The sequence below is a fragment of the Arthrobacter sp. P1_B9 genome (assembly GCF_056406495.1).
This window is the reverse complement of record NZ_JBFUAA010000001.1, coordinates 451,038-469,481: the sequence shown is the minus strand read 5'-3', so window position 1 is coordinate 469,481 and position 18,444 is coordinate 451,038. Positions and strand designations below refer to the sequence as shown.

The following is an 18,444-nucleotide window of genomic DNA, read 5'->3' as shown; positions in this document are numbered from 1 at the left end:
AACCAGCCCTAGATGATCGGCCGAGTGGTGACCGGCTCGTCCGACTTGGTGAACAGCAGCTTGGTCTTCGGGTCAAGGAAGATCAGGTACAGCGCAAACAGCAACGCAATGATCGCCGCGGCGTTGCGGGCCAGCGCCAGGGCCAGGCCCAGATCCGCGGTCTGCAGGTACGGGAAGACGTCGAGCTGGTCCGAGATCGCGTACACCATGAAGAAGGACACGATGAAGTAGAGCGCCTTGACCTGCCAGTCGTCGCGGATGCCCGTGACGGCGAAGAGCGGGATGAGCCAGACGATGTACCAGGACTGGATCATCGGGGACAGCAGCACGACGGCGGCGAATGCCAGGGTGAGCCGGCGCATCAGGCGGTCGTAGTCGCCGCGGAAGATCTGCCAGGCGACGATGCCGACGGCGAGCAGCTTGCCGGCGTCGAACGCCCACTTGGCCAGTCCCCAGCCGTCGAGCCCGAAGGCGTTGGAGATGGAGGCCACGATCAGGCCCACCAGGCCAACAGGCGCGTACCAGATCCAGATGCTGCCCGGGGCGGACAGCCCGTTGATCCAGCCGAAGCCGAAGCCATTGACCCGGCTCATGAGATAAAGCAAGGCCAGGCTGATGCCGGCCGTGAGGGCCCAGAAGACGAACTTGCGCGGCCAGCTGGCGCCCTTGCCCGCCCAGAGCAGGCCGATGAACGGCAGGAAGACCACCGTGATGGGCTTGACCGAGATGGAGAGCGTGACCAGCACGATGCCGAGGATGACCCGGCGCGTGGCGCAGTAATAAAGGCCGGCCAGGGCCAGGCCTATCATGAGGGCATCGTTGTGGACGCTGGCGATGAAGTTGGTGAGGAACAGCGGGTTGGCCGCCGTCAGCCACAGGGCCCGGTTCGGGTTCACTCCGTGCAGTTCGGCCAGTTTGGGCACGTAGATCACGCAGAGGACCACGCCCACCAGGGCCGCGATCCGGAACAGCATGATGCTGCCTTCAGGGTGCACGTTGGTGGCCCAGACCACGAACTGTTCGATCCACAGGAACAGTTGCCCGTAGGGGACGGGGGCTTCGGTCCACATTCTGTCGGCGCCCAGCTGGAAGTAGTTGGACAGCGCCGAAATGCCGTTTTCGTAGGGGTTGAAGCCCTCCACCATGAGCCGGCCCTGGCCGATGTACGCGTAGACGTCGCGGCTGAACAGCGGCACAGAGAACATCAGCGGCAGCCCCCACGCCGCCGTCGCCTGGAGCGTGGCCTTGCGGGCGCCGGCCCCCCAGACCCGGACGCGCTGGCCGAGCCGGAGCCAGGCGCGGACCAGCAGCATGCCGCCGAAGGCCAGCAGGACAATGCAGAGGGCGACGCCCAGGGCCTCGGTGCGCATAAAGATGAACAGCGGGACGCGGCGGAGTTCGGACGCGGGGGCAAGCCAGCCGACGCCGATCGAACCGATCGTCATGAACAGCGAGCCCAGGAACCCGGCAAGGATCGGGGACCGCGGGTTGTCGACGTCACCGACGGCCCCTTCCCCCTCAGTGGAGGCCGCAGCCGGGGTGAGCGCGGTCCGGCCGGACGCGGAGGGGCGGGACGTGGACGGGCGGGACGTACCGGCAGCCGTTTCCCCCGCCGCAGGCACAGGCGCCGTCATGTCAGGATCGTCCAATCTGTTGTGGGCCACAATTCCGCCCACAGCCGGCCGCAGTGTCCGGCCCGGGGCGCCGCGTCGAAGAAATCAGTGCCGAAATAATTCGGCGGCCGCGTATTCGAAATCCTAGCACCGGACGGCTCTGTGGCGTCGGAACGGTAGGCTGGGCGGGTGCCTATTACTAACGAACGCATCGTCTGGATCGACTGCGAAATGACCGGCCTGGACACCAAGAATGACGCCCTTATCGAGGTGGCCGCGCTGGTGACCGATTCGGAGCTCAACATCCTGGGGGACGGCGTCGACGTCGTGATCAAGCCCGACGACGCCGCGCTGGCCCAGATGAACGACTTTGTCCGGGACATGCACACACGCTCCGGCCTGCTGGCGGAGCTTCCGCACGGCAAGACGATGGTCGAAGCGCAAGCAGCGGTGCTCGCCTACATCAAGAAATGGGTGCCGGATCCCCGGAAGGCCCCGCTCGGCGGCAACTCGGTGGGCACCGACCGCGTGTTCCTTGTCCGCGATATGCCCGACGTGGTGGAGCACCTGCACTACCGGGTCATCGATGTGAGCACCATCAAGGAACTCTCCCGCCGCTGGTTTGCCCGGGCCTACTTCCAGTCCCCGGCCAAGCTGGGCGGCCACCGGGCGCTCGGCGACATCAAGGACTCCATCGACGAACTCCGGTATTACCGCGAGGCCGTGTTTGTCCCCGCGCCGGGCCCGGACAGTGCCACGGCGCAGCGGATCGCCAAGCGCGTCATGGGCGGCGAAGCAGCCGAGCCCACCCCGGCGGAGTAGCGGCCGCACGCCTCCCCTCCGCGCAGCCGAGCCGGTGAAACGTCGCCGGGGACGTGGCACGGAAAAGTAATCTGCGCCACGTTTCGCGGAAATTTCGGCGAAAATCGCAAAAGTGGCAAAACCACCCCCAAACAGCAGGTAAGCTATTTGTCGTTGCCTTTCCAGCCAGCCGGTTCGCCGGAGGGCCTGATATGGCACATGGTGGGCGTAGCTCAGTTGGCAGAGCGCCTGGTTGTGGTCCAGGAGGTCGCGGGTTCAACCCCCGTCGCTCACCCTCATGAAGGACGGCAGTGATTGTCCGACCTTTTCCAAAGGCCGCACCGGTTATCCGGTGCGGCCTTTGTTGTCTGTATGGGAAGGAATCGCAGTGAAGCGCAAGCTGTTTGAAGAAGACCACGAGATGTTCCGTGAGATGGCCGCCGAGTTCAACGCACGCGCGGTCGCTCCCCACTACACCCAGTGGGACGAGGACCACATGATGCCCCGGGAACTGTGGTCCGCTGCCGGCGAGCAGGGCCTGCTGGGCCTGGCCGTGCCGGAAGAGTTCGGCGGCATGGGGATGTCCGACTACCGCTTCCGGACAGTGCTGGACGAAGAATTCGCCAAGAGCAACCACCTCGCGGTCGGCCTGGCCTTCCACCTGCACGATGACATGGTCCTCCCCCACCTGCTGGCCTACGGCTCCGATGACCTCAAGGCCCGCTGGCTCCCGGGCATGGTCTCGGGCGAAAAGGTCACCTCGGTCGCCTGGACCGAACCGGGGGCCGGCTCCGACCTGCGCGGCATCCGCACCAAGGCGGTCCGCGACGGCGACGACTGGCTGATCACTGGCCAGAAAACGTTTATTGGCAACGGCATCTCCGGCGACGCCTCCCTGGTTCTGGCCCGCACCGACGGCGGCACCGGACGCGGAAACCGCGACTCGTTCTCGCTTTTCATGGTCCAGAAGGGCGAGGGCTACAACACCGGCAAGCAGCTGGACAAGATGGGCCTCAAGGCTTCCGACACGGCCGAGCTGTTCTTCGACAACGTCCGCGTCCCGCACGCGGACCTCGTCGGCGAGGAAGGCAAGGGCCTGCAGTACGCGGCCGAACAGCTCCCCCAGGGCCGGCTGGCGATCGCCGTGGCCAGCTCCGCCGTCGTGCGCGCCACCTATGAGGCGACTGTCCGCTACACGAAGGACCGCAACGCGTTCGGCGAGCGGATCATCGACTTCCAGAACAGCCGCTTCGAACTCGCCGACATCCTCACGGAGGTCGAGGTCACCGAAGCGTATGTGGACCAGGCCATCCTGGCGTTCAACGCCGGAGAGCTCGACGCCGCAGGTGCCGCCCGTGCCAAACTGTGGGCGTCCGAGCGCGCCAAGTCCGTCACGGACCGCTGCCTGCAGCTGCACGGCGGGTACGGCTACATCATGGAATACCCGGTGGCCCAGGCCTATCTCGCCGCCCGGCTGCTGACGATTTTCGGCGGCACCAACGAAATCATGCGCGACGTCGTCGGCCGCACCATCGCCGGCTGAGACGCCGCGACTCCACCTGCACCCGAGGAACTTTCCTGATATGACCGTCCTGCCCATCACGATCTGGGGCGAGCCCGTGCTGCACCGCCGGGCCGCGGAAGTCGAAGTCTTCGACGACGAGCTCCGCAGCCTGATCGCCGACATGTTCGAGACCAACGACGCCGCCAACGGCGTCGGGCTGGCGGCCCCCCAGGTGGGGGTCGGCAAGCGGCTCTTCGTGTACAAGTACGACAACGACGACGGCGCCGCGCCCACCGGCGTCGTGGTCAACCCTGTCCTGACACTTTCCAAGATCTCCGGCGCCCTGCCGGACCCCGACGAGGAAGAGGAAGGCTGCCTGTCCTTCCCGGGCGGCCAGTATCCGCTCAAGCGGGCCGAATGGGCGAGGGTCCAGGGCTTCGACGGTGACGGGAAGCCGGTGGAATTCGAGGCGACCGGCTGGTTCGCCCGGGTCATCCAGCACGAGTACGACCACCTCGATGGCAAGCTCTACGTCAACCGGCTCATTGACCGCTATGCCCGCCGGGCCATGAAGCAGGCCAAGCGCAGCGGCTGGGGCGTTCCCGGCCTGACCTGGATGCCGGGAGTGGACCCGGACCCGTTCGGCCACTGACGGCCGCGGCTGGGCGCTGCTGCACGCGGATTTCCCCACGTTTGACGCCGATGCGCAGGAAATCGCCGGCGGTTTGGGGGCACGCGCCGGCGGCGGGTCCCAAAGGTGGGGAATTTCGGCGGGATTTCCCCAGTTCAGCAGTGACCCGGCCAGCCGGTTCCTTTAGGTGCGGTCGACGGCGGCCAGAATGGCGGCGCCGAGCTCGGCCGGCCTGGTGAACTGCGGCCAGTGTCCGGTAGGCAGGTCCACATAGTCGACCTGGCGGATCCGTCCGAGCTCCGCCACGAACGGGTGGCCGCCGGCAACCATTTCCGTCAGCATCGAGGACGGGAATTCGCAGGCGATGATGGTGACCGGAACCTCGAAGCGGCGTTCATCCGAGAGCTGCTGCCGGTCCTGGGCCACGCCGCGGGGCTGCGGGATGGCACGGGCACGGAACATGGCGCGCAGCTCGTCGGTCAGGTCGGTGAGGTCCTGGTCCTCGAAGAGCTCCCACGGCGGCAGCGGCACCTCGTCGCCGTCGGCCGGGAGTTCGTCATTGATGACCCCGCCCTCCCCCAGCGGACCGCTGTCCACGTAGACAGCCCGGGCCACCCGGTCCGGGCGGGCGTCAACGGCGCCGTGGATGATGGCCCCGCCGCCGGAGTGGCCCACCAGGACCACCGGCGCGTCGAAGGAATCGATCTTCGCCACGACGGCGTCGATGTGGGTGCGCAGGCCGATCCCGGCGCGCGGCGCATCCGCCGACTCCAGGCCCGGCAGGGTCAACGGATGGACCTTGTGCCCGGCCGCGGTCAGCGGCGGGGTGACGTCCGCCCACGACGAGGCGTCCAACCAGAATCCGGGTACGAGGATGATGTCCATGCCGGTACCCTACCGGTCGAGTACCAGCTCCACCACCTGGTAGGGGTCCTCGCCCGGGACCAGGTTGTGCATGGTGATGCGTCCGCCCGAGCCGTCCGCCGGGTGCAGGTGGATCTGCCAGCCCCAGTCCGGGCCGGTCGGCGCCGCATAGGAGCCGTTGAGCCGGAGGACACCGTCGCCGCCCACAGTGCCGGAGAACTGCATCAGCGCCTTGCCCGTGTGCCAGGAGTCCAGCCACACAGCGGTGGCGGGATCCGCGCCGGACGCGCCGCCGGCCAGGATCAGGAGGCCTTCCTGCGGGCTCTCACCGTCTGACCAGGTGTAGGCGACACTCGCGAAGTGTGCGGCGGTCACCGTCACCGTGGCGGTGGCCGCCGAAGCCTTGAAGTCGTCCGTGGGCATGAGCCGCAAGCGGTTTTGTCCCTGCCAGGCGCCAAGGAACGGTGTCACGTATTTCACAATGTCCATGCTGCAGTCTACTGAGCCAATAGATCCTGCTCAGTCCTTGGCCGGCTTTTCGAGGCTCGCCGCGAAGTCCGGGACGTAGCGGAACAGTTCCCGCGGCGGGCGCGTGTAGTTGACGGCCTTCGGCCGCTCCGGCAAGGTCACCTGTTCTGTCCGTACTTCGGTGTAGTCGATGCTGGAGAGCAGGTGGGCGATGAGGTTGATCCTTGCCCGGCGTTTGTCTTCGGCTTCCACCACGTACCAGGGAGATTCCGCGGTGTCTGTCTGCACGAACATGTCGTCTTTGGCCCTTGAGTAGTCTTCCCAGCGCAGGATTGCCTCCCGGTCCATCGGCGAGAGCTTCCATTGCCGCATGGGATCATCCATCCGGGATTTGAACCGCCGCTCCTGTTCCCCATGGCTGATCGAGAACCAGTACTTGAAGAAGAGGATGCCGTCCTGGATGAGGAGCCGTTCAAAAACCGGGCACTGGGCCATGAAGCGTTTGTGCTCCGCCGGGGTGCAAAAGCCCATCACGTGTTCGACGCCGGCGCGGTTGTACCAGGAGCGGTCCATCAGGACGATTTCCCCGGCGGCCGGCAGATGCGCCACATAGCGCTGGAAGTACCATTCACCGCGTTCGCGCTCAGTCGGCGCCGGCAATGCGACTATCCGGGCAAACCGCGGATTCAGGTACTCGGTGACCCGCTTGATCGCACTCCCCTTGCCGGCTGCATCCCGCCCCTCGAAGATGATGAGGACCCGCGCCCCGGTGCTCCGGACCCACTCCTGGAGGGCAACCAGTTCCGCCTGGAGCCGCAAAAGTTCGGCCTCGTAGATTCCGGCATCGAGCCGGGCCGGCCGCCGTGCGGAGCCCTTCTTGCGGCCGGCGTGCCCCTTGCCTGATTTGTCCGTGCGATGTGCCATGGTTTCCGTTCCAGCATTTGGGGCGCGCGGTTTGTCCCGCCGCGCCCATTCTCGCCGTGCATCAGAACGGCTGCAAGGGTCCTCCAGCCCGGAAGCCGGGACGGGCGCGTCAGCGCGGCACGATCGTCTGTTGCCCTGGGCAAGAGGCCAGGATCCGTTTCATCGCCTCCTTCTCTGCCGCAGTAACCCACAGCCGGTAGGCCGCCTTAACCGAAATTTGGCGGGCGACGTAGTGGCAGCGGAAAGCCTTGTTTGGCGGCAGCCAGGTGGCGGCGTCGGAGGCACTCTTGTCCTGGTTGGCGGGACCGTCGACGGCGATCAGGTTGAGCGGATCGTTGGCCAGGTGTTCACGCTGCTCCGAGGTGAGCTGCTGGGCGCCCTTTTGCCACGCGTCCCCCAGCGCCACGACGTGGTCGATCTGCACCGCAGCACTGGTTTCGGCGCCGCGCCGGAACACGATCATGCGGCCGGTGTACGGTTCCTGGAACGTGCCGCCGGCCACCTGGCAGCGGGAGCCACTGACGAATTCGGCGGCCGCCAGGTCGCGGCGGAGGATGTCGTTGCGCGTATCGCAGCCGTTGCGGTCGACGTCGAGCCACGCCTGGCCGAAGGCGCCCCGGTCATAGTTGTTCTTCGCCGACCGTCCCTTGACCGCGAGGGTGTCGAGCACGCCGGCAGCGCTTCCCTGCGGCACGGCCCGGACGGCGTCCACCGCGTTCATCCACCCTCGGGCAATGACGGGGGCCTCGCGGGGGCCGGCGATTTGCGGCTCCGCGGCGGCAAACTGGCCAGCCGTGAAGAACCAGACCAGACCGCCCAGGACGGCCAGGCCGGCCGCGGCCAGGAGAATCCAGGCCTGGCGGGAGTGGCGGCGGGCGCGGCGGAAATCCATCCAGGTGACGGTCATGTGGGCGGCCGCTCGCGGCGTTCTGGCTGCACGCCCTGAGCCTATGCGGACGCCATGCCACTCGGGCGGTTGTCCACAGTGTTGGGGACCGGTGGCGGAACGCGGGGGCCTATTGCTCCCGTGTGACCCGTTTCAGGTCTTCGTTGGCAAGATCCAGCAGGCCCTGGAGCTGGGTCACCCGGTCGTCGTTGACTTCACCGGACTGGCGTTTGACGAGGGCGTCGTCCAGCAGCCGCTTCGCTTCTTTCGCGTTGCTCCGCGCGACGTCCAGCGCGTGTTCCAGGGTGGTCTCGTGTTCAACAGCCGGGTTCGGTTCCATGGCTCCATTGTGGTTCCCTTTCCCGGCCGATTCCAGTGCATCGGCCGGGAAAGGAGGAACATGTCCCGGTCAGGGACATTCGCCCTGACTAGACCTCGACGGGCAGCCCTGCGGCCTCGAGGATGGACGCAGCGTCCTTGGCGGGGAAGGACGGCGGGTTGACCCCGGCCATTTCCTCCATGACGCGGACCACCTGGCAGCTGTAGCCGAACTCGTTGTCGTACCAGACATACAGGACGAGGTTCTTCTCGTTGGAGATGGTGGCCAGGCCGTCGACGATGCCTGCCCGGCGTGAGCCGACGAAGTCCGTGGAGACAACCTCGGGCGAATCGATGTAATCGATCTGCTTGCGCAGCTCGGAGTGCAGCGACATTTCCCGCAGGTAGTCGTTGACCTCGTCCTTGGTGGTGCCGTTCTCCAGGTTCAGGTTCAGGATGGCCAGCGAGACGTCCGGGGTGGGGACGCGGATGGAGCTGCCCGTGAGCTTGCCGAGCAGTTCCGGCAGGGCCTTGGCCACGGCCTTGGCGGCACCGGTCTCGGTGATCACCATGTTCAGCGCGGCAGAGCGTCCACGGCGGTCGCCCTTGTGGAAGTTGTCGATCAGGTTCTGGTCGTTCGTGAAGGAGTGGACCGTCTCCACGTGGCCGTGCACCACGCCGTAGCGGTCGTTGATCGCCTTAAGCACAGGGGTGATGGCGTTCGTGGTGCAGGACGCCGCCGAGACGATCGTGTCCGAGTCGTCGATGGTGCCGTGGTTGATGCCGTGCACGATGTTCTTCAACTCGCCCTTGCCCGGTGCGGTGAGGAGAACGCGGGCAACACCCTTGCTCAACAGGTGCTGGGACAGGCCCTCGGCGTCGCGCCAGCGGCCCGTGTTGTCCACGACGAGCGCATCGTGGATGCCGTAGGCGGTGTAGTCCACGGTGGAGGGGTTGTCCGAGTAGATGACCTGGATCTGGACCCCGTTGGCCGTGATGGTGTCGTTTTCGAGGTCAACCTTGATGGTGCCTTCGAAGGAGCCGTGGACGGAGTCGCGGCGCAGCAGGCTCGCGCGCTTGCTGAGGTCGTTGTCTGAACCGCGGCGGACCACGATGGCACGCAGGCGCAGGCCGTGGCCGCCGCCTGCCTTTTCGATCAGGAGCCGGGCCAGGAGCCGGCCGATGCGGCCGAAGCCATAGAGGACGACATCGGTGCTGGTGCGGTCGTCGCCGCCGCGCTTGCCGACAACCTCGGCGAGTTCGGCGCGGAGGAACTCATCCAGGCTGGCGCCGTCGCCCTCGGCGCGGTATTTCTCGGTGAGGCGGGCAATGTCGATCGCCGCGGCGCCGAGGTCCAGCTTGGTCAGGGCCTCCAGCAGCGGGGCCGTCTCCTCAAGGCGCAGTTCTTCCTTGCTCATCCGGCGGGCGAAGCGGTGGGCCTTGAGGATATTCATGGTGGACTTGTTGATCAGGCTGCGTCCGTGGATGGAGGTCACCACGTTGTTCTCGCGGTACAGCCGGCCGATCACGGGGATCATCGCCTCGGCGAGTGCCTCACGGCCCATCCACGTATCAAGACAAGAATCTGACGTCTGGCTCACAGAACTACCTTCCTAGAATCCACCCCCTACGTCCTCGTAGGGGGAAGTCGGCCGCCGGAGGGTGTCCGGTACCGGGCACCGGCGGGGATTCGGTCCACCCCGGGCGCCTCATCGAGCGCAAAGAAAAACCGCCGGCTGCGAACGCAGACCCGGCGGCAGAACTTCTACGTTCACCATCAATTCTACGGGCGGCCAGCCAGGGTGGGGTGCCTGTTGCGCGTGAATTGACTCACACACTGTCCGGGGCCACGTCGAAGTCGGCAAAACCATCCGCGCCGGGCGTCAGCCCCGCCGCGTCCTCAAGGATCATGTCGACGGCCTTTTCCGCGATCATGATGGTGGGTGCCTGGGTGTTGGCACTGACCAGCCGGGGCATGATCGAGGAGTCAACGACCCGCAATCCCTCCAGCCCGTGGACCTTCAGCCGCGGGGAGACAACGGAATCGTCGGTGGTACCCATGGCGCAAGTGCCGACAGGGTGGTACGAGGTCCGCCCGTAGGAGCGCACGAAATTCACGTACTGGTCGCGGGTTGCCACCCGGGAGCCGTCGCCAATGTGCTCCTTCTGGATGAACGCCGCGATCGATGACTGCTCCATGATCTGCCGGCTCTGCTGCACGCCGGCGATCGTCATCTCCAGATCGTAGTCATCCGCCAGGAAATTCGGATCGATGAGCGGTGTCATTGTGGGATCTGAGGACGCGACGCGAACTGTCCCCCGGCTGCGGGGGCGCAGGAAGTACGAGTTGAGCGTCGCCCCGAATCCGGGCCTTAGCGACGCAATGCCCGGCTCCGACCTCGCCGCGGGCAGGAAGTGGAACTGCAGGTCCGGGGTCTTCTCATCTGTGTTGGCGTAGCTGAAGCCACCGGCCTCGACGAGGTTGGACGCGAACGGTCCCGAGTGGAAAGCCAGATACTCGAGGCCCGCCAGTACTGTCGCCGGGCGCACCCGATTGAATCGGTCCAGGCTGTGGTCATCGGTGAGTTCGTAGATGATGTCCAGGTCAAGGTGGTCCTGCAGGTTCTTCCCGACCCCGGGCAGGGCGTGGATCACGTCGATGCCGGCGGCAGCAAGGTCTGCCGGGTCGCCGATGCCTGAAAGCTGCAGCAACTTGGGCGAGCCAAACGCGCCGCTGGCGATCAGCACCTCGCGCCGGGCACCGTAGGTTCGCGCGACTCCGCCTTCAATCGCCTGGATGCCGACGGCGCGGCCATTCCTGATGACCACCTTGGAGACGGTCACGTTGACGCGGACAGTGAGATTGGGCCGCCTGCGCGCGGGTTTCAGATAGGCGACGGCTGCGCTGCACCGGCGCCCATTCCTGGTGGTGGTCTGGTAGAAGCCAACGCCGAGCTGCTTCGCCCCATTAAAATCGCTGTTGTAGGGCAGCCCGAACTCCTGGCCCGCCTGCACGAATGCCGCCGAGAGCGTGTGCGGACGCCGGAGGTCAGAGACGCCGAGCGGCCCTGTGGTTCCATGGTGGGGTCCTGAGAGCCTGGTGTTTGACTCCGAGCGAATGAAATACTTGGACACCTCGGCGGCGGACCAGCCCTCACATCCATAGTCCCCGGCCCACCCGTCGTAGTCCCCAGCCACGCCCCGGGTGAAGACCTGGGAGTTGATAGACCCGCCGCCGCCAAGCCCGCGGCCTTGAGGGAGCGGGATGCTCCGGCCGTTGCTGTGCTTTTGCGGAACACTGCTATACGCCCACTGGTACGGTCCTCCCTTCAATCTCGGGAAGCCAGCGGGCATATGGATGAAGGGATGGCGGTCGGACCTGCCCGCCTCGAGCAGAAGCACACGGACAGAGGGGTCTTCACTCAATCTGCCAGCCAGAACGCTGCCGCCGGTACCACCCCCGGCGATCACATAGTCGTACTCAGCATCGTCCGGCACTATGACTCCTCAACCATCGCCGAAGCTACCGCTCCTTGAAGCGTTGATTGAAGTGTGTTAGTTACGCGGCCATGATGTCAAGCATCCACACAGCCTCCAGCGGCCCAGGAGTGCACCGTCCGACCGCCAAGACCCTCACCCGACGGACAGGATGGCCCCCATCCTCACTTTCACAGCTGCTTTTGAGGGGCCAAATGTGCGCTTAGGCTACGAGCGCGTGCTTCGACTCACGTTTAGGAATGATCCATGGACCAGCTCGTGAAATACGGTGCCCGGGCCTACGTCTGCAGGGTCCTTCTTGTACGAGAGCTTGTGCACAATGCTGGCACTAACGATCTTCTCGGCGTCGACGTCTTCTGCGCGGCGCTTGAGCACCCGGCCAAAGGTCCGCGGATCGTAGTCCGGTCTAGGTACCTTTGACCAGATCCGGTCCGAAGGCCTATCCAGCATATGCACCAGTTGGAAGATGAAATGGAGATAGAAGTACGTCACGGGCCGGTCGAAGACACGCCAGTACAGACGCAGGGAATCCCTGACCAGATGAGTCAGATAGTGTCCGGGACGGCTGGCCAGGAACCAGCTGGAAATGGTTTTTTCCTTGGTTTCGAAGGCGAAAAACCCTGCCTCGCCGACCAGTTCGTCGAAGTGATCCTGAAGGCGCACTGTAGGTAGGCATGTGGCATCAATCCAGATACCGCCGTGCTTGGCGAGAAGCTCAAACCTCAGAACGTCCGAGAACGCGGTGCGGTTTTCTCCCAACATTTCCCGCAGGCCGGTCGGCAACTCAACCCAGTCCAACAGATTCTCGTCTGTGAGGACCACGATGTCATCGGCGTTATGCAGGCGATGGAGCTCAGCATGGCAGAACCTCACGATCTCCGGGGCGTCCTCGAAGCCCTGCCCCCAATAGACAAAGATCTTTGGCGTCCAATCTTCAGGCACCACATACTCGGCATTGAAAATTTTCGCGTCACGGGCCATGGGAGCGATGCGGAGGCGAAGTAGGTTCCTTAGTTGCACGCGTGCCCGGAAGGCCCGGGTCGATTCTGCAAGGAGGTCCCAATCGTCCTGGCATGCATAGACGTCCTTCTCCAATGCTTCGGCAAAAAGTTTACGCGCCTGTTCTTTGGTGTCTTTTTGTCGCGCGGCGAGGGTGCCTTCACGGTTAAGTCGGTTAATTTCGCGGCGCAATTCAAGGCCCTCTTTCACGGTTTCCCCCATTTGTTCGATGTGTCCAACGGTCCTGCCGGCGGGCAGCCCGCCTGATGCGGGCCTAACCCGGTCGTCCCACCGCGCGTGGGTGGCGGGGCTTGCGCCAGCCAAGCGCCTGGAACCCTGTCAAGGCCGAAGCACGAGTGTCGTTACTGCAATATTAGGGACCGGAACCCCGGCGGGCCACTTTCGCCGCCATGCGGACAACCGGTTAAGTGAGTGGACGGGGTCCGATGCGTTGGGCTCTAGCTGAATCGGCCCAGCATTAGTCCGAGTGCACCAGCGGTTTCTGCCCGTCCTCGAGCGTTGTCAGGGCCCTCGCAGGGAGGCACTGGTCAATTCCAACCGAGTAGGAGATGACCTGCCGGTGTTCGGCCTTGAGAGCGATGACGGCGTGGACCCTTACCACCGTTCCTCGCCCCTCAAGGCCTGCGCTGTTTCCCAGGAAAGCGACTTCTGCCCGCAGGCACTCGTCCTCGCGGCGCAACTGCTGCAGTTCCGACTCCGGCTGCGCCGGCGCCTCGGGAAGTGTCTTAGGTCGGCCTTTGGGTAATAGCGCGTCTACTTCTTGATCAGATCCGGAAAGGACAGCCCGAACTCTTGTGCCAGAGAAACCTTGGCCCCTCCGGCTAGATACCGCTGCACAAAAGTGAGCTTGAACTCAAACGAAAACAGCCGCTTGGTTGGCTTGGTCAGTAGCGTTTTAACTCCGCGAACTCATCATTGGCCTCGTATGAGGGCGGATCTGGGGCGTATCGCTTTCGTGCACACGCCCAGCCTTGTCGCTACGGCCTTAACGCCCAGTTGGTATCAAATAACGCTACGGCGTTGCGTTGCTCCTCCGATAACGAATTTTCATGCATAAAACTGCTCCCGAGAATCAGGACTGATGTCTCAGGCCAACTTTCGGGAGCAGTTCATTAGGCGGATGCAAACTTTTACTATGGCGACTTAAGGTGCGCTTGGATAACTTTCGTCATGATCGCAATGGCGTCGAGATCAGAATCTGGCTTGATATCGACGAAGTCACTGAAGCCCTCGACGCTGGCAGCGTATCGCTGCCAGATACTCCGGTACATGTAGACCGAGGTGCGGCCGATCTTCACATACTGGTCCAAGTAGCTGAAGTTCGGTGGCAACCACGGCTTATTTCGCGTCAGGTAGTGGATATTTCGAATTATCGGGTGCCCCTCATCGTCTATGCGGGGCGGGAAGACGATGCGCTGATTGTACGACGCGTCGAGTCGCTTTATCGGTGTCGAGTCCCTGGCGGCGACGATTGAGAGGGCGGCCTGCTCGGCGTTAATGACTTTATTCCCGTCAGTGTGGATCTGCCCGTATACGGTTTTGAACTGTCCGAACGTATCGGCCGCCATGTACCGGTCAAGGTTGATCGCCACGAATCCTGCATTGTAGTAGGAGGCCCGCTTCGGATTGACGAGGTCTTGTAGGTGCTCTGCCTTGACGCCTTCCGCGGGGAGATCGACTTCAAACTCGAGTGCGGCGATGGTGTTGCCGGGGTTCTGCACGTCGTCGAGGTCGTACGGTCCGACGCAAAGCAGGTCATAATCGGCTTTAATCGCGTACTTGTAGTCGGCGGCGTGGAGCTTGAGGGGCACGAGCCAGTTATAGAAGACGTGCTTTGGCCAGCGGTTCTCCCCCATCACGGGCAGGTCGTCGACGGTTCCGTGTTCTTCAAGTTCGGCGGTGTCGATAAACTTGATGTCGCGTTGGAGCAGGCTCCTCTTCATTTGCGGCGTCAGCCCTTCACCTTCGAAGACCATGTAGTAGTCGAATGGAAGATGCCGGTTGTGCTTTTGGATGCTGTCGAACGCGACTAGCGCCGGGAAGAAGATCTTGCTGTCACCGGCGATATAGATGGCGATCCTGCGAGGATCAATCATTGATCGTCAGCCCGTCCCGTGGGTGGAACTGGGCATCAGGGGAGACCGCCCCGGCAGCGAGCCCCGCCTCCACCTCGCCGCGGCCGCGCCAATCGTACAGCGGACACACAGCCCTATAAGTCTGGTGTTGTTCATTGAACACTGAAAATGCCATGAGCAAACTCTAGCCCGCGGACCACGAGACGCCCGCCAGTTTTACGGGCACCTGAAACCCGACGCAGGGCACATGGCTGGGCGGGATCAGTTTGGGGCTCCGGGAACTACGGGAGTCATGAAGCGTGCGTTGGCCGCCAAGAAGGCTCAACGGGCGCGGGGCGTGGGGGTTTCCGCATGGACCCGGAAAGATTCGGACGTCACGATTTCACCGTTGTCGAAGTAGTTTCGGCGATGCCGGCCGCCAGGAAGTCAGACGAAGTATGTGTCGAGTTCAAGGGGTCCAACAACGAGCACAGTGCGTCGCTGCAGGTGCCCGGTACAGGAACCTGACTGTCGAAGAGGGAGTAATCATTCTTGAACCGGTGGAGTAGGCGCGTCAGCAGGGGCCAGCTGATCTTCAGATGAGCAAGGTCCGCACGCGACCCTAAGGTCTGTCATCGCCTGACTACGCGGGCCTCACAGCATCGTTCACCCTCGATGGTGAAAACATTGAGTCCTCCGACCAGACCCTGAAGGCACTCTGCGGAGAAAATGCGCTCGTGGGAATACGGGAACTGACCGAAGGCCACGGCCAGTGTCCGCCTCGCCGGCGGCAGCACGATGGGCAAAACACCTCACCACAATGCGGTTTAAATGGCGAAACAGGGCTAATCCCGAGGCTCTTGGAGTCACGGAAAACAGGCGAAAATCCCTGAAATCACGCGGGGGAAAGCCTGTTGGGTGGATGGGTTGACCGATACGCCGGGTTCTGTGTTCCCGCGCTGTTACCGGCGCGGGAGTAGCGGCCATCCATCTACGGACGCCGTTGCCGACGCCCTCCAGCGGCCTACCCGAACACTCGGGCGAGCAGCCCTCAAACGTGTCCTGTCTGGCCTTGCTCCGGGTGGGGTTTACCTAGCCTTCCCGGTCACCCGGGAAGCTGGTGGTCTCTTACACCACCGTTTCACCCTTACCTGCCCTGCGGCGTGTGCAAGCACACGCCGCAGGCAGGCGGTCTGTTCTCTGTGGCACTGGCCTGCGGGTTACCCCGAGTGGGCGTTACCCACCACCCTGCTCTGCGGAGCCCGGACGTTCCTCGAGCCACTTGCGTGACGCGCGGCCGCCTGGTCAACCCATCCGCTGTTCATTCTACGTTCTCCCGGCCGGCGCAGCCGCACCACAGCCTTTCGGGGCTGCCGGTGGGAGAATTTAAGCAGGGTTCCTGCTAGTCAAGAAAGAGTGATCCCGATGAACTGGACCGCCATCATCATCTGGCTGTTGGCCATCGTCCTGGTGGCTATTCTCGCCAAGATGTCGATCAAGATTGTGCGCCAGTACGAACAGGGCGTCCTGTTCCGCCTGGGCCGGGTGGTCGCGGTGCGGATGCCCGGCCTGCGGTTCATCATCCCGGTGGTGGACCGGCTTCAGCTGGTGAGCCTGCGGATCGTGACAATGCCGATCCAGTCACAGGGCATCATCACCCAGGACAACGTCAGCGTCGATATCTCGGCAGTGGCGTACTACCGGGTGATCGACTCCGTGAAGTCCGTCGTGGCGATCGAAGACGTGGCCGCGGCCATCAACCAGATCGCCCAGACCACCCTGCGGAAAGTGGTCGGCCGCCACAGCCTGGACCAGACGCTGTCGGAGACTGAGCGCATCAACAGCGACATTCGGATAATCCTGGACGCGATGACCCTGGAATGGGGTGTCGAAGTGACGCTCGTCGAACTCAAGGACATCCAGCTCCCGGAGAGCATGAAGCGGGCGATGGCCCGGCAGGCGGAGGCCGAGCGGGAGAAGCGGGCCAAGATCATTTCGGCCGAAGGAGAGGCGATCGCCGCCGTGGCGCTCGGCGCGGCATCTGACACGATGATGGCCCACCCGGTCGCCCTGCAGTTACGGAATCTTCAGTCCCTTGTGGAGATCGGGGTGGACAAGAACTCAACCGTCGTCTTCCCGGCGCCCCTGATGAGCACCATCGCCGAACTGGCCGCTTTCCTGGCACGCGAGGACCATGTGGCCAAGACGGCGATGACGCCGACGGCGGCGCCAGAGGCACCGACAACGACGCCGGCACCACCGATCAAGGCCGCGTAGCCCCGCCCGCCAGACCTATTATCGCGGAACCCACGGCACGCGCCGCCGGTAGGATCGTACGGTGCTAATTCTGTTGCCGCCCTCCGAGGGCAAGACTCCCGCTGTGCGCGGGGACGCCGCCGACTGGGGCGCCTTGAGCTTTCCCGCCCTCAACAGCTCCCGCGCCAAGGTCCTGGAGGCGCTCGGCACCGTCAGCGCCCACGAGGACGCGCTGGCGCTGCTGGGCGTCGGCGCTTCACTGAGCGCCGACGTCGAACGCAATACACGGCTGCACGCGGAACCTGCCGCCCCGGCCCACCAGGTGTATTCCGGGGTGCTCTTTGACGCCCTCGGCTACAACACGCTGACCCCGGCGCAGCGGAGGAAGGCCGACGAATCGGTGCTGGTGGTCTCCGCACTGTGGGGCGCCATCCGCTTCGCCGACCGCGTGCCCGCCTACCGGCTGTCGATGGGGACTTCGCTGCCCGACGTCGGACGGCTCGCCTCATTCTGGAAGCCGCAACTGAACGACGCCCTGGCGGCGGCCACTACGGGTGAGCTGTTAGTGGATTGCCGGTCCAGCACCTACGCCGCGGCCTGGACTCCCCCGCCGGAACAGACGGTGGCCGTGAACGTCTTCACCGAGACCGCCGGCGTGCGCAAGGTGGTCAGCCACTTTGCCAAGCACACCCGGGGCGAACTGGCACGGCATTTGCTCAGCCGCCGGGGCAAGGCGCCCCAAACCCCCGCACAGCTGCAGAAGGCGGCGGCGGAGAAGTGGGTTGCCGAACTCGTTGAGGGCACGGCCCGGAAGCCGCACACCCTGAACATCATCCTGCCGAACTGACGCGCAGGCGGGTGCTTAGGCCCACTCGGACGAGCGCACCAGGATGCAGCCGGAGTCCGGGCAGAACACGATGTCGTCCTCGGCTGCGGCCTTGATCTCGGCCAGGTCGCCCGGGCTCAGGTGCATGCCGGAGCCTTCCGAGGTGCCGTGGAAGAGCCGGGCAGCGCCGACGCCACGCTTGGCCAGGGTCTTCTCGTAGACGGCGAGCATTCCGGCGTCGAGTCCGGCGGCGAACTCGGCACGCTGCCCGCGCACCACCGTGGCTTCGGCGGCGATCTCGGCCAGCTGCTCGTCCAGCTCGGCACGGATGGAGCCGAAGGAGCCCTGGATGTCGTCGACAATCTGCTGCTGGGCCGCCTGGCGGGCGCGGAGCGAGTCGAGCCGTTCGAGGACTTCGAGCTCCACGTCCTCGAGGTCCGAGCGGCGCTTGTTCAGGGAGACGAGGTCCCGCTGCAGGGCGACGAGGTCCTTGGACAGCCCCGTGCCGCTGTTGAGCCTGGCCTCGTCGCGTTCGATCCGGGAGGCGACCTGCTCGACGTCGGCCTCTGAGCGTTTGAGCTCCAGTTCAGCATCGTGGACGGCCACCTTGGCGGCACCGAGCTCACCGTTGGCCACGCTGAGGGCGGCTTCCAGGTCCGTGATGCGGGAATCGCTTTCAAGGCTTCGCCGGCGGTTGGACAAGGACTTGAGCTTGGCATCGAGTCCCTGCAATTCGAGCAACTTCAACTGTTCCGCCGGTGCTGCCTTGGCCACTATTTAC

General features: G+C 64.5%; 18 protein-coding genes, 1 tRNA gene and 1 other RNA gene. 7 read left to right on the top strand and 13 right to left on the bottom strand.

The window, feature by feature from the left end; translation table 11 throughout:
* Positions 1 to 8: 8 nt before the first annotated feature.
* Positions 9 to 1,634 (bottom strand): polyprenol phosphomannose-dependent alpha 1,6 mannosyltransferase MptB, encoded by a 1,626-nt coding sequence (gene mptB, locus AC1D1A_RS02015; protein WP_476848998.1) that lies wholly within the window; start codon positions 1,632 to 1,634, stop codon positions 9 to 11.
* A 168-nt stretch (positions 1,635 to 1,802) separates the two neighbouring features.
* Between mptB and orn the strand changes: the two genes are divergently transcribed.
* The 4 genes from orn (at position 1,803) to def (ending at position 4,570) form a co-directional block, all read left to right on the top strand.
* Positions 1,803 to 2,435, top strand: a complete 633-nt coding sequence (gene orn / locus AC1D1A_RS02010) for an oligoribonuclease (protein WP_476947024.1) — start codon at positions 1,803 to 1,805, stop codon at positions 2,433 to 2,435.
* A 201-nt stretch (positions 2,436 to 2,636) separates the two neighbouring features.
* A tRNA-His gene (locus AC1D1A_RS02005) sits at positions 2,637 to 2,709 on the top strand.
* A gap of 93 nt (positions 2,710 to 2,802) precedes the next feature.
* Positions 2,803 to 3,957 carry an acyl-CoA dehydrogenase family protein gene (locus AC1D1A_RS02000; protein WP_476848996.1) on the top strand — a complete coding sequence of 385 codons (1,155 nt, stop codon included), beginning with the start codon at positions 2,803 to 2,805 and terminating at the stop codon, positions 3,955 to 3,957.
* A gap of 40 nt (positions 3,958 to 3,997) precedes the next feature.
* Positions 3,998 to 4,570 (top strand): peptide deformylase, encoded by a 573-nt coding sequence (gene def / locus AC1D1A_RS01995; protein WP_476848995.1) that lies wholly within the window; start codon positions 3,998 to 4,000, stop codon positions 4,568 to 4,570.
* Between the two features lie 162 nt (positions 4,571 to 4,732).
* Here def and AC1D1A_RS01990 read toward each other — a convergent pair whose 3' ends face one another.
* The 7 genes from AC1D1A_RS01990 to AC1D1A_RS01960 all read right to left on the bottom strand — a co-directional run bounded on the left by AC1D1A_RS01990 (position 4,733) and on the right by AC1D1A_RS01960 (position 11,447).
* Positions 4,733 to 5,434 carry an alpha/beta fold hydrolase gene (locus AC1D1A_RS01990; protein ID WP_476848994.1) on the bottom strand — a complete coding sequence of 234 codons (702 nt, stop codon included), beginning with the start codon at positions 5,432 to 5,434 and terminating at the stop codon, positions 4,733 to 4,735.
* Positions 5,435 to 5,443: 9 nt separating this feature from the next.
* On the bottom strand, positions 5,444 to 5,902 hold the full coding sequence (locus tag AC1D1A_RS01985) for a DUF1579 family protein (protein ID WP_476947023.1): 459 nt from the start codon (positions 5,900 to 5,902) through the stop codon (positions 5,444 to 5,446).
* 30 nt (positions 5,903 to 5,932) lie between these two features.
* A complete protein-coding gene (gene ppk2 / locus AC1D1A_RS01980; protein WP_476947022.1) occupies positions 5,933 to 6,805 on the bottom strand; it encodes a polyphosphate kinase 2 in 873 nt (290 codons plus the stop codon).
* Positions 6,806 to 6,914: 109 nt separating this feature from the next.
* Complete coding sequence (locus AC1D1A_RS01975; RefSeq protein WP_476947021.1) at positions 6,915 to 7,712, bottom strand: HNH endonuclease family protein; 798 nt, start codon at positions 7,710 to 7,712, stop codon at positions 6,915 to 6,917.
* Between the two features lie 109 nt (positions 7,713 to 7,821).
* Positions 7,822 to 8,031, bottom strand: coding sequence for a hypothetical protein (locus AC1D1A_RS01970; protein WP_018773403.1), 210 nt, complete (start codon positions 8,029 to 8,031; stop codon positions 7,822 to 7,824).
* Between the two features lie 88 nt (positions 8,032 to 8,119).
* Entirely contained in the window at positions 8,120 to 9,610 is a 1,491-nt protein-coding gene (locus tag AC1D1A_RS01965) for a glyceraldehyde-3-phosphate dehydrogenase (protein WP_476858301.1), read from the bottom strand.
* Between the two features lie 229 nt (positions 9,611 to 9,839).
* Entirely contained in the window at positions 9,840 to 11,447 is a 1,608-nt protein-coding gene (locus AC1D1A_RS01960) for a GMC family oxidoreductase (RefSeq protein ID WP_476947068.1), read from the bottom strand.
* Between AC1D1A_RS01960 and AC1D1A_RS01955 the strand changes: the two genes are divergently transcribed.
* On the top strand, positions 11,376 to 11,546 hold the full coding sequence (locus AC1D1A_RS01955) for a hypothetical protein (protein WP_476947072.1): 171 nt from the start codon (positions 11,376 to 11,378) through the stop codon (positions 11,544 to 11,546). The genes AC1D1A_RS01960 and AC1D1A_RS01955 overlap by 72 nt on opposite strands.
* Before the next feature lie 168 nt (positions 11,547 to 11,714).
* Here AC1D1A_RS01955 and AC1D1A_RS01950 read toward each other — a convergent pair whose 3' ends face one another.
* From AC1D1A_RS01950 to rnpB, 4 genes are all read right to left on the bottom strand, one after another.
* Positions 11,715 to 12,716, bottom strand: coding sequence for a capsular polysaccharide synthesis protein (locus AC1D1A_RS01950; protein WP_476947020.1), 1,002 nt, complete (start codon positions 12,714 to 12,716; stop codon positions 11,715 to 11,717).
* A gap of 268 nt (positions 12,717 to 12,984) precedes the next feature.
* Positions 12,985 to 13,128: a hypothetical protein gene (locus AC1D1A_RS01945; RefSeq protein ID WP_476947019.1), complete on the bottom strand. Its 144-nt coding sequence runs from the start codon at positions 13,126 to 13,128 to the stop codon at positions 12,985 to 12,987.
* Positions 13,129 to 13,660: 532 nt separating this feature from the next.
* Complete coding sequence (locus AC1D1A_RS01940) at positions 13,661 to 14,623, bottom strand: glycosyltransferase (RefSeq protein WP_476947018.1); 963 nt, start codon at positions 14,621 to 14,623, stop codon at positions 13,661 to 13,663.
* 877 nt (positions 14,624 to 15,500) lie between these two features.
* Positions 15,501 to 15,894, bottom strand: an RNA gene (gene rnpB / locus AC1D1A_RS01935) — RNase P RNA component class A.
* Positions 15,895 to 16,006: 112 nt separating this feature from the next.
* On the opposite strand from rnpB, the gene AC1D1A_RS01930 reads away from it, so the two are divergent.
* Together AC1D1A_RS01930 and AC1D1A_RS01925 are read left to right on the top strand one after the other, a co-directional pair.
* A complete protein-coding gene (locus AC1D1A_RS01930) occupies positions 16,007 to 16,858 on the top strand; it encodes a slipin family protein (RefSeq protein ID WP_476947017.1) in 852 nt (283 codons plus the stop codon).
* Between the two features lie 61 nt (positions 16,859 to 16,919).
* Complete coding sequence (locus AC1D1A_RS01925; protein ID WP_230008953.1) at positions 16,920 to 17,684, top strand: YaaA family protein; 765 nt, start codon at positions 16,920 to 16,922, stop codon at positions 17,682 to 17,684.
* Positions 17,685 to 17,699: 15 nt separating this feature from the next.
* Here the strand turns inward: AC1D1A_RS01925 and AC1D1A_RS01920 are convergent, their stop codons facing one another.
* Positions 17,700 to 18,437 (bottom strand): zinc ribbon domain-containing protein, encoded by a 738-nt coding sequence (locus tag AC1D1A_RS01920; RefSeq protein ID WP_243177190.1) that lies wholly within the window; start codon positions 18,435 to 18,437, stop codon positions 17,700 to 17,702.
* Positions 18,438 to 18,444 lie beyond the last annotated feature (7 nt).

Bases quoted from the DNA above. Each gene is read 5' to 3' on its own strand.
- mptB (WP_476848998.1), bottom strand. From the start codon at position 1,634: ATGACGGCGCCTGTGCCTGCGGCGGGGGAAACGGCTGCCGGTACGTCC.
- def (WP_476848995.1), top strand. From the start codon at position 3,998: ATGACCGTCCTGCCCATCACGATCTGGGGCGAGCCCGTGCTGCACCGC.
- AC1D1A_RS01990 (WP_476848994.1), bottom strand. From the start codon at position 5,434: ATGGACATCATCCTCGTACCCGGATTCTGGTTGGACGCCTCGTCGTGG.
- AC1D1A_RS01985 (WP_476947023.1), bottom strand. From the start codon at position 5,902: ATGGACATTGTGAAATACGTGACACCGTTCCTTGGCGCCTGGCAGGGA.
- ppk2 (WP_476947022.1), bottom strand. From the start codon at position 6,805: ATGGCACATCGCACGGACAAATCAGGCAAGGGGCACGCCGGCCGCAAG.
- AC1D1A_RS01975 (WP_476947021.1), bottom strand. From the start codon at position 7,712: ATGACCGTCACCTGGATGGATTTCCGCCGCGCCCGCCGCCACTCCCGC.
- AC1D1A_RS01970 (WP_018773403.1), bottom strand. From the start codon at position 8,031: ATGGAACCGAACCCGGCTGTTGAACACGAGACCACCCTGGAACACGCG.
- AC1D1A_RS01955 (WP_476947072.1), top strand. From the start codon at position 11,376: ATGGCGGTCGGACCTGCCCGCCTCGAGCAGAAGCACACGGACAGAGGG.
- AC1D1A_RS01940 (WP_476947018.1), bottom strand. From the start codon at position 14,623: ATGATTGATCCTCGCAGGATCGCCATCTATATCGCCGGTGACAGCAAG.
- AC1D1A_RS01930 (WP_476947017.1), top strand. From the start codon at position 16,007: ATGAACTGGACCGCCATCATCATCTGGCTGTTGGCCATCGTCCTGGTG.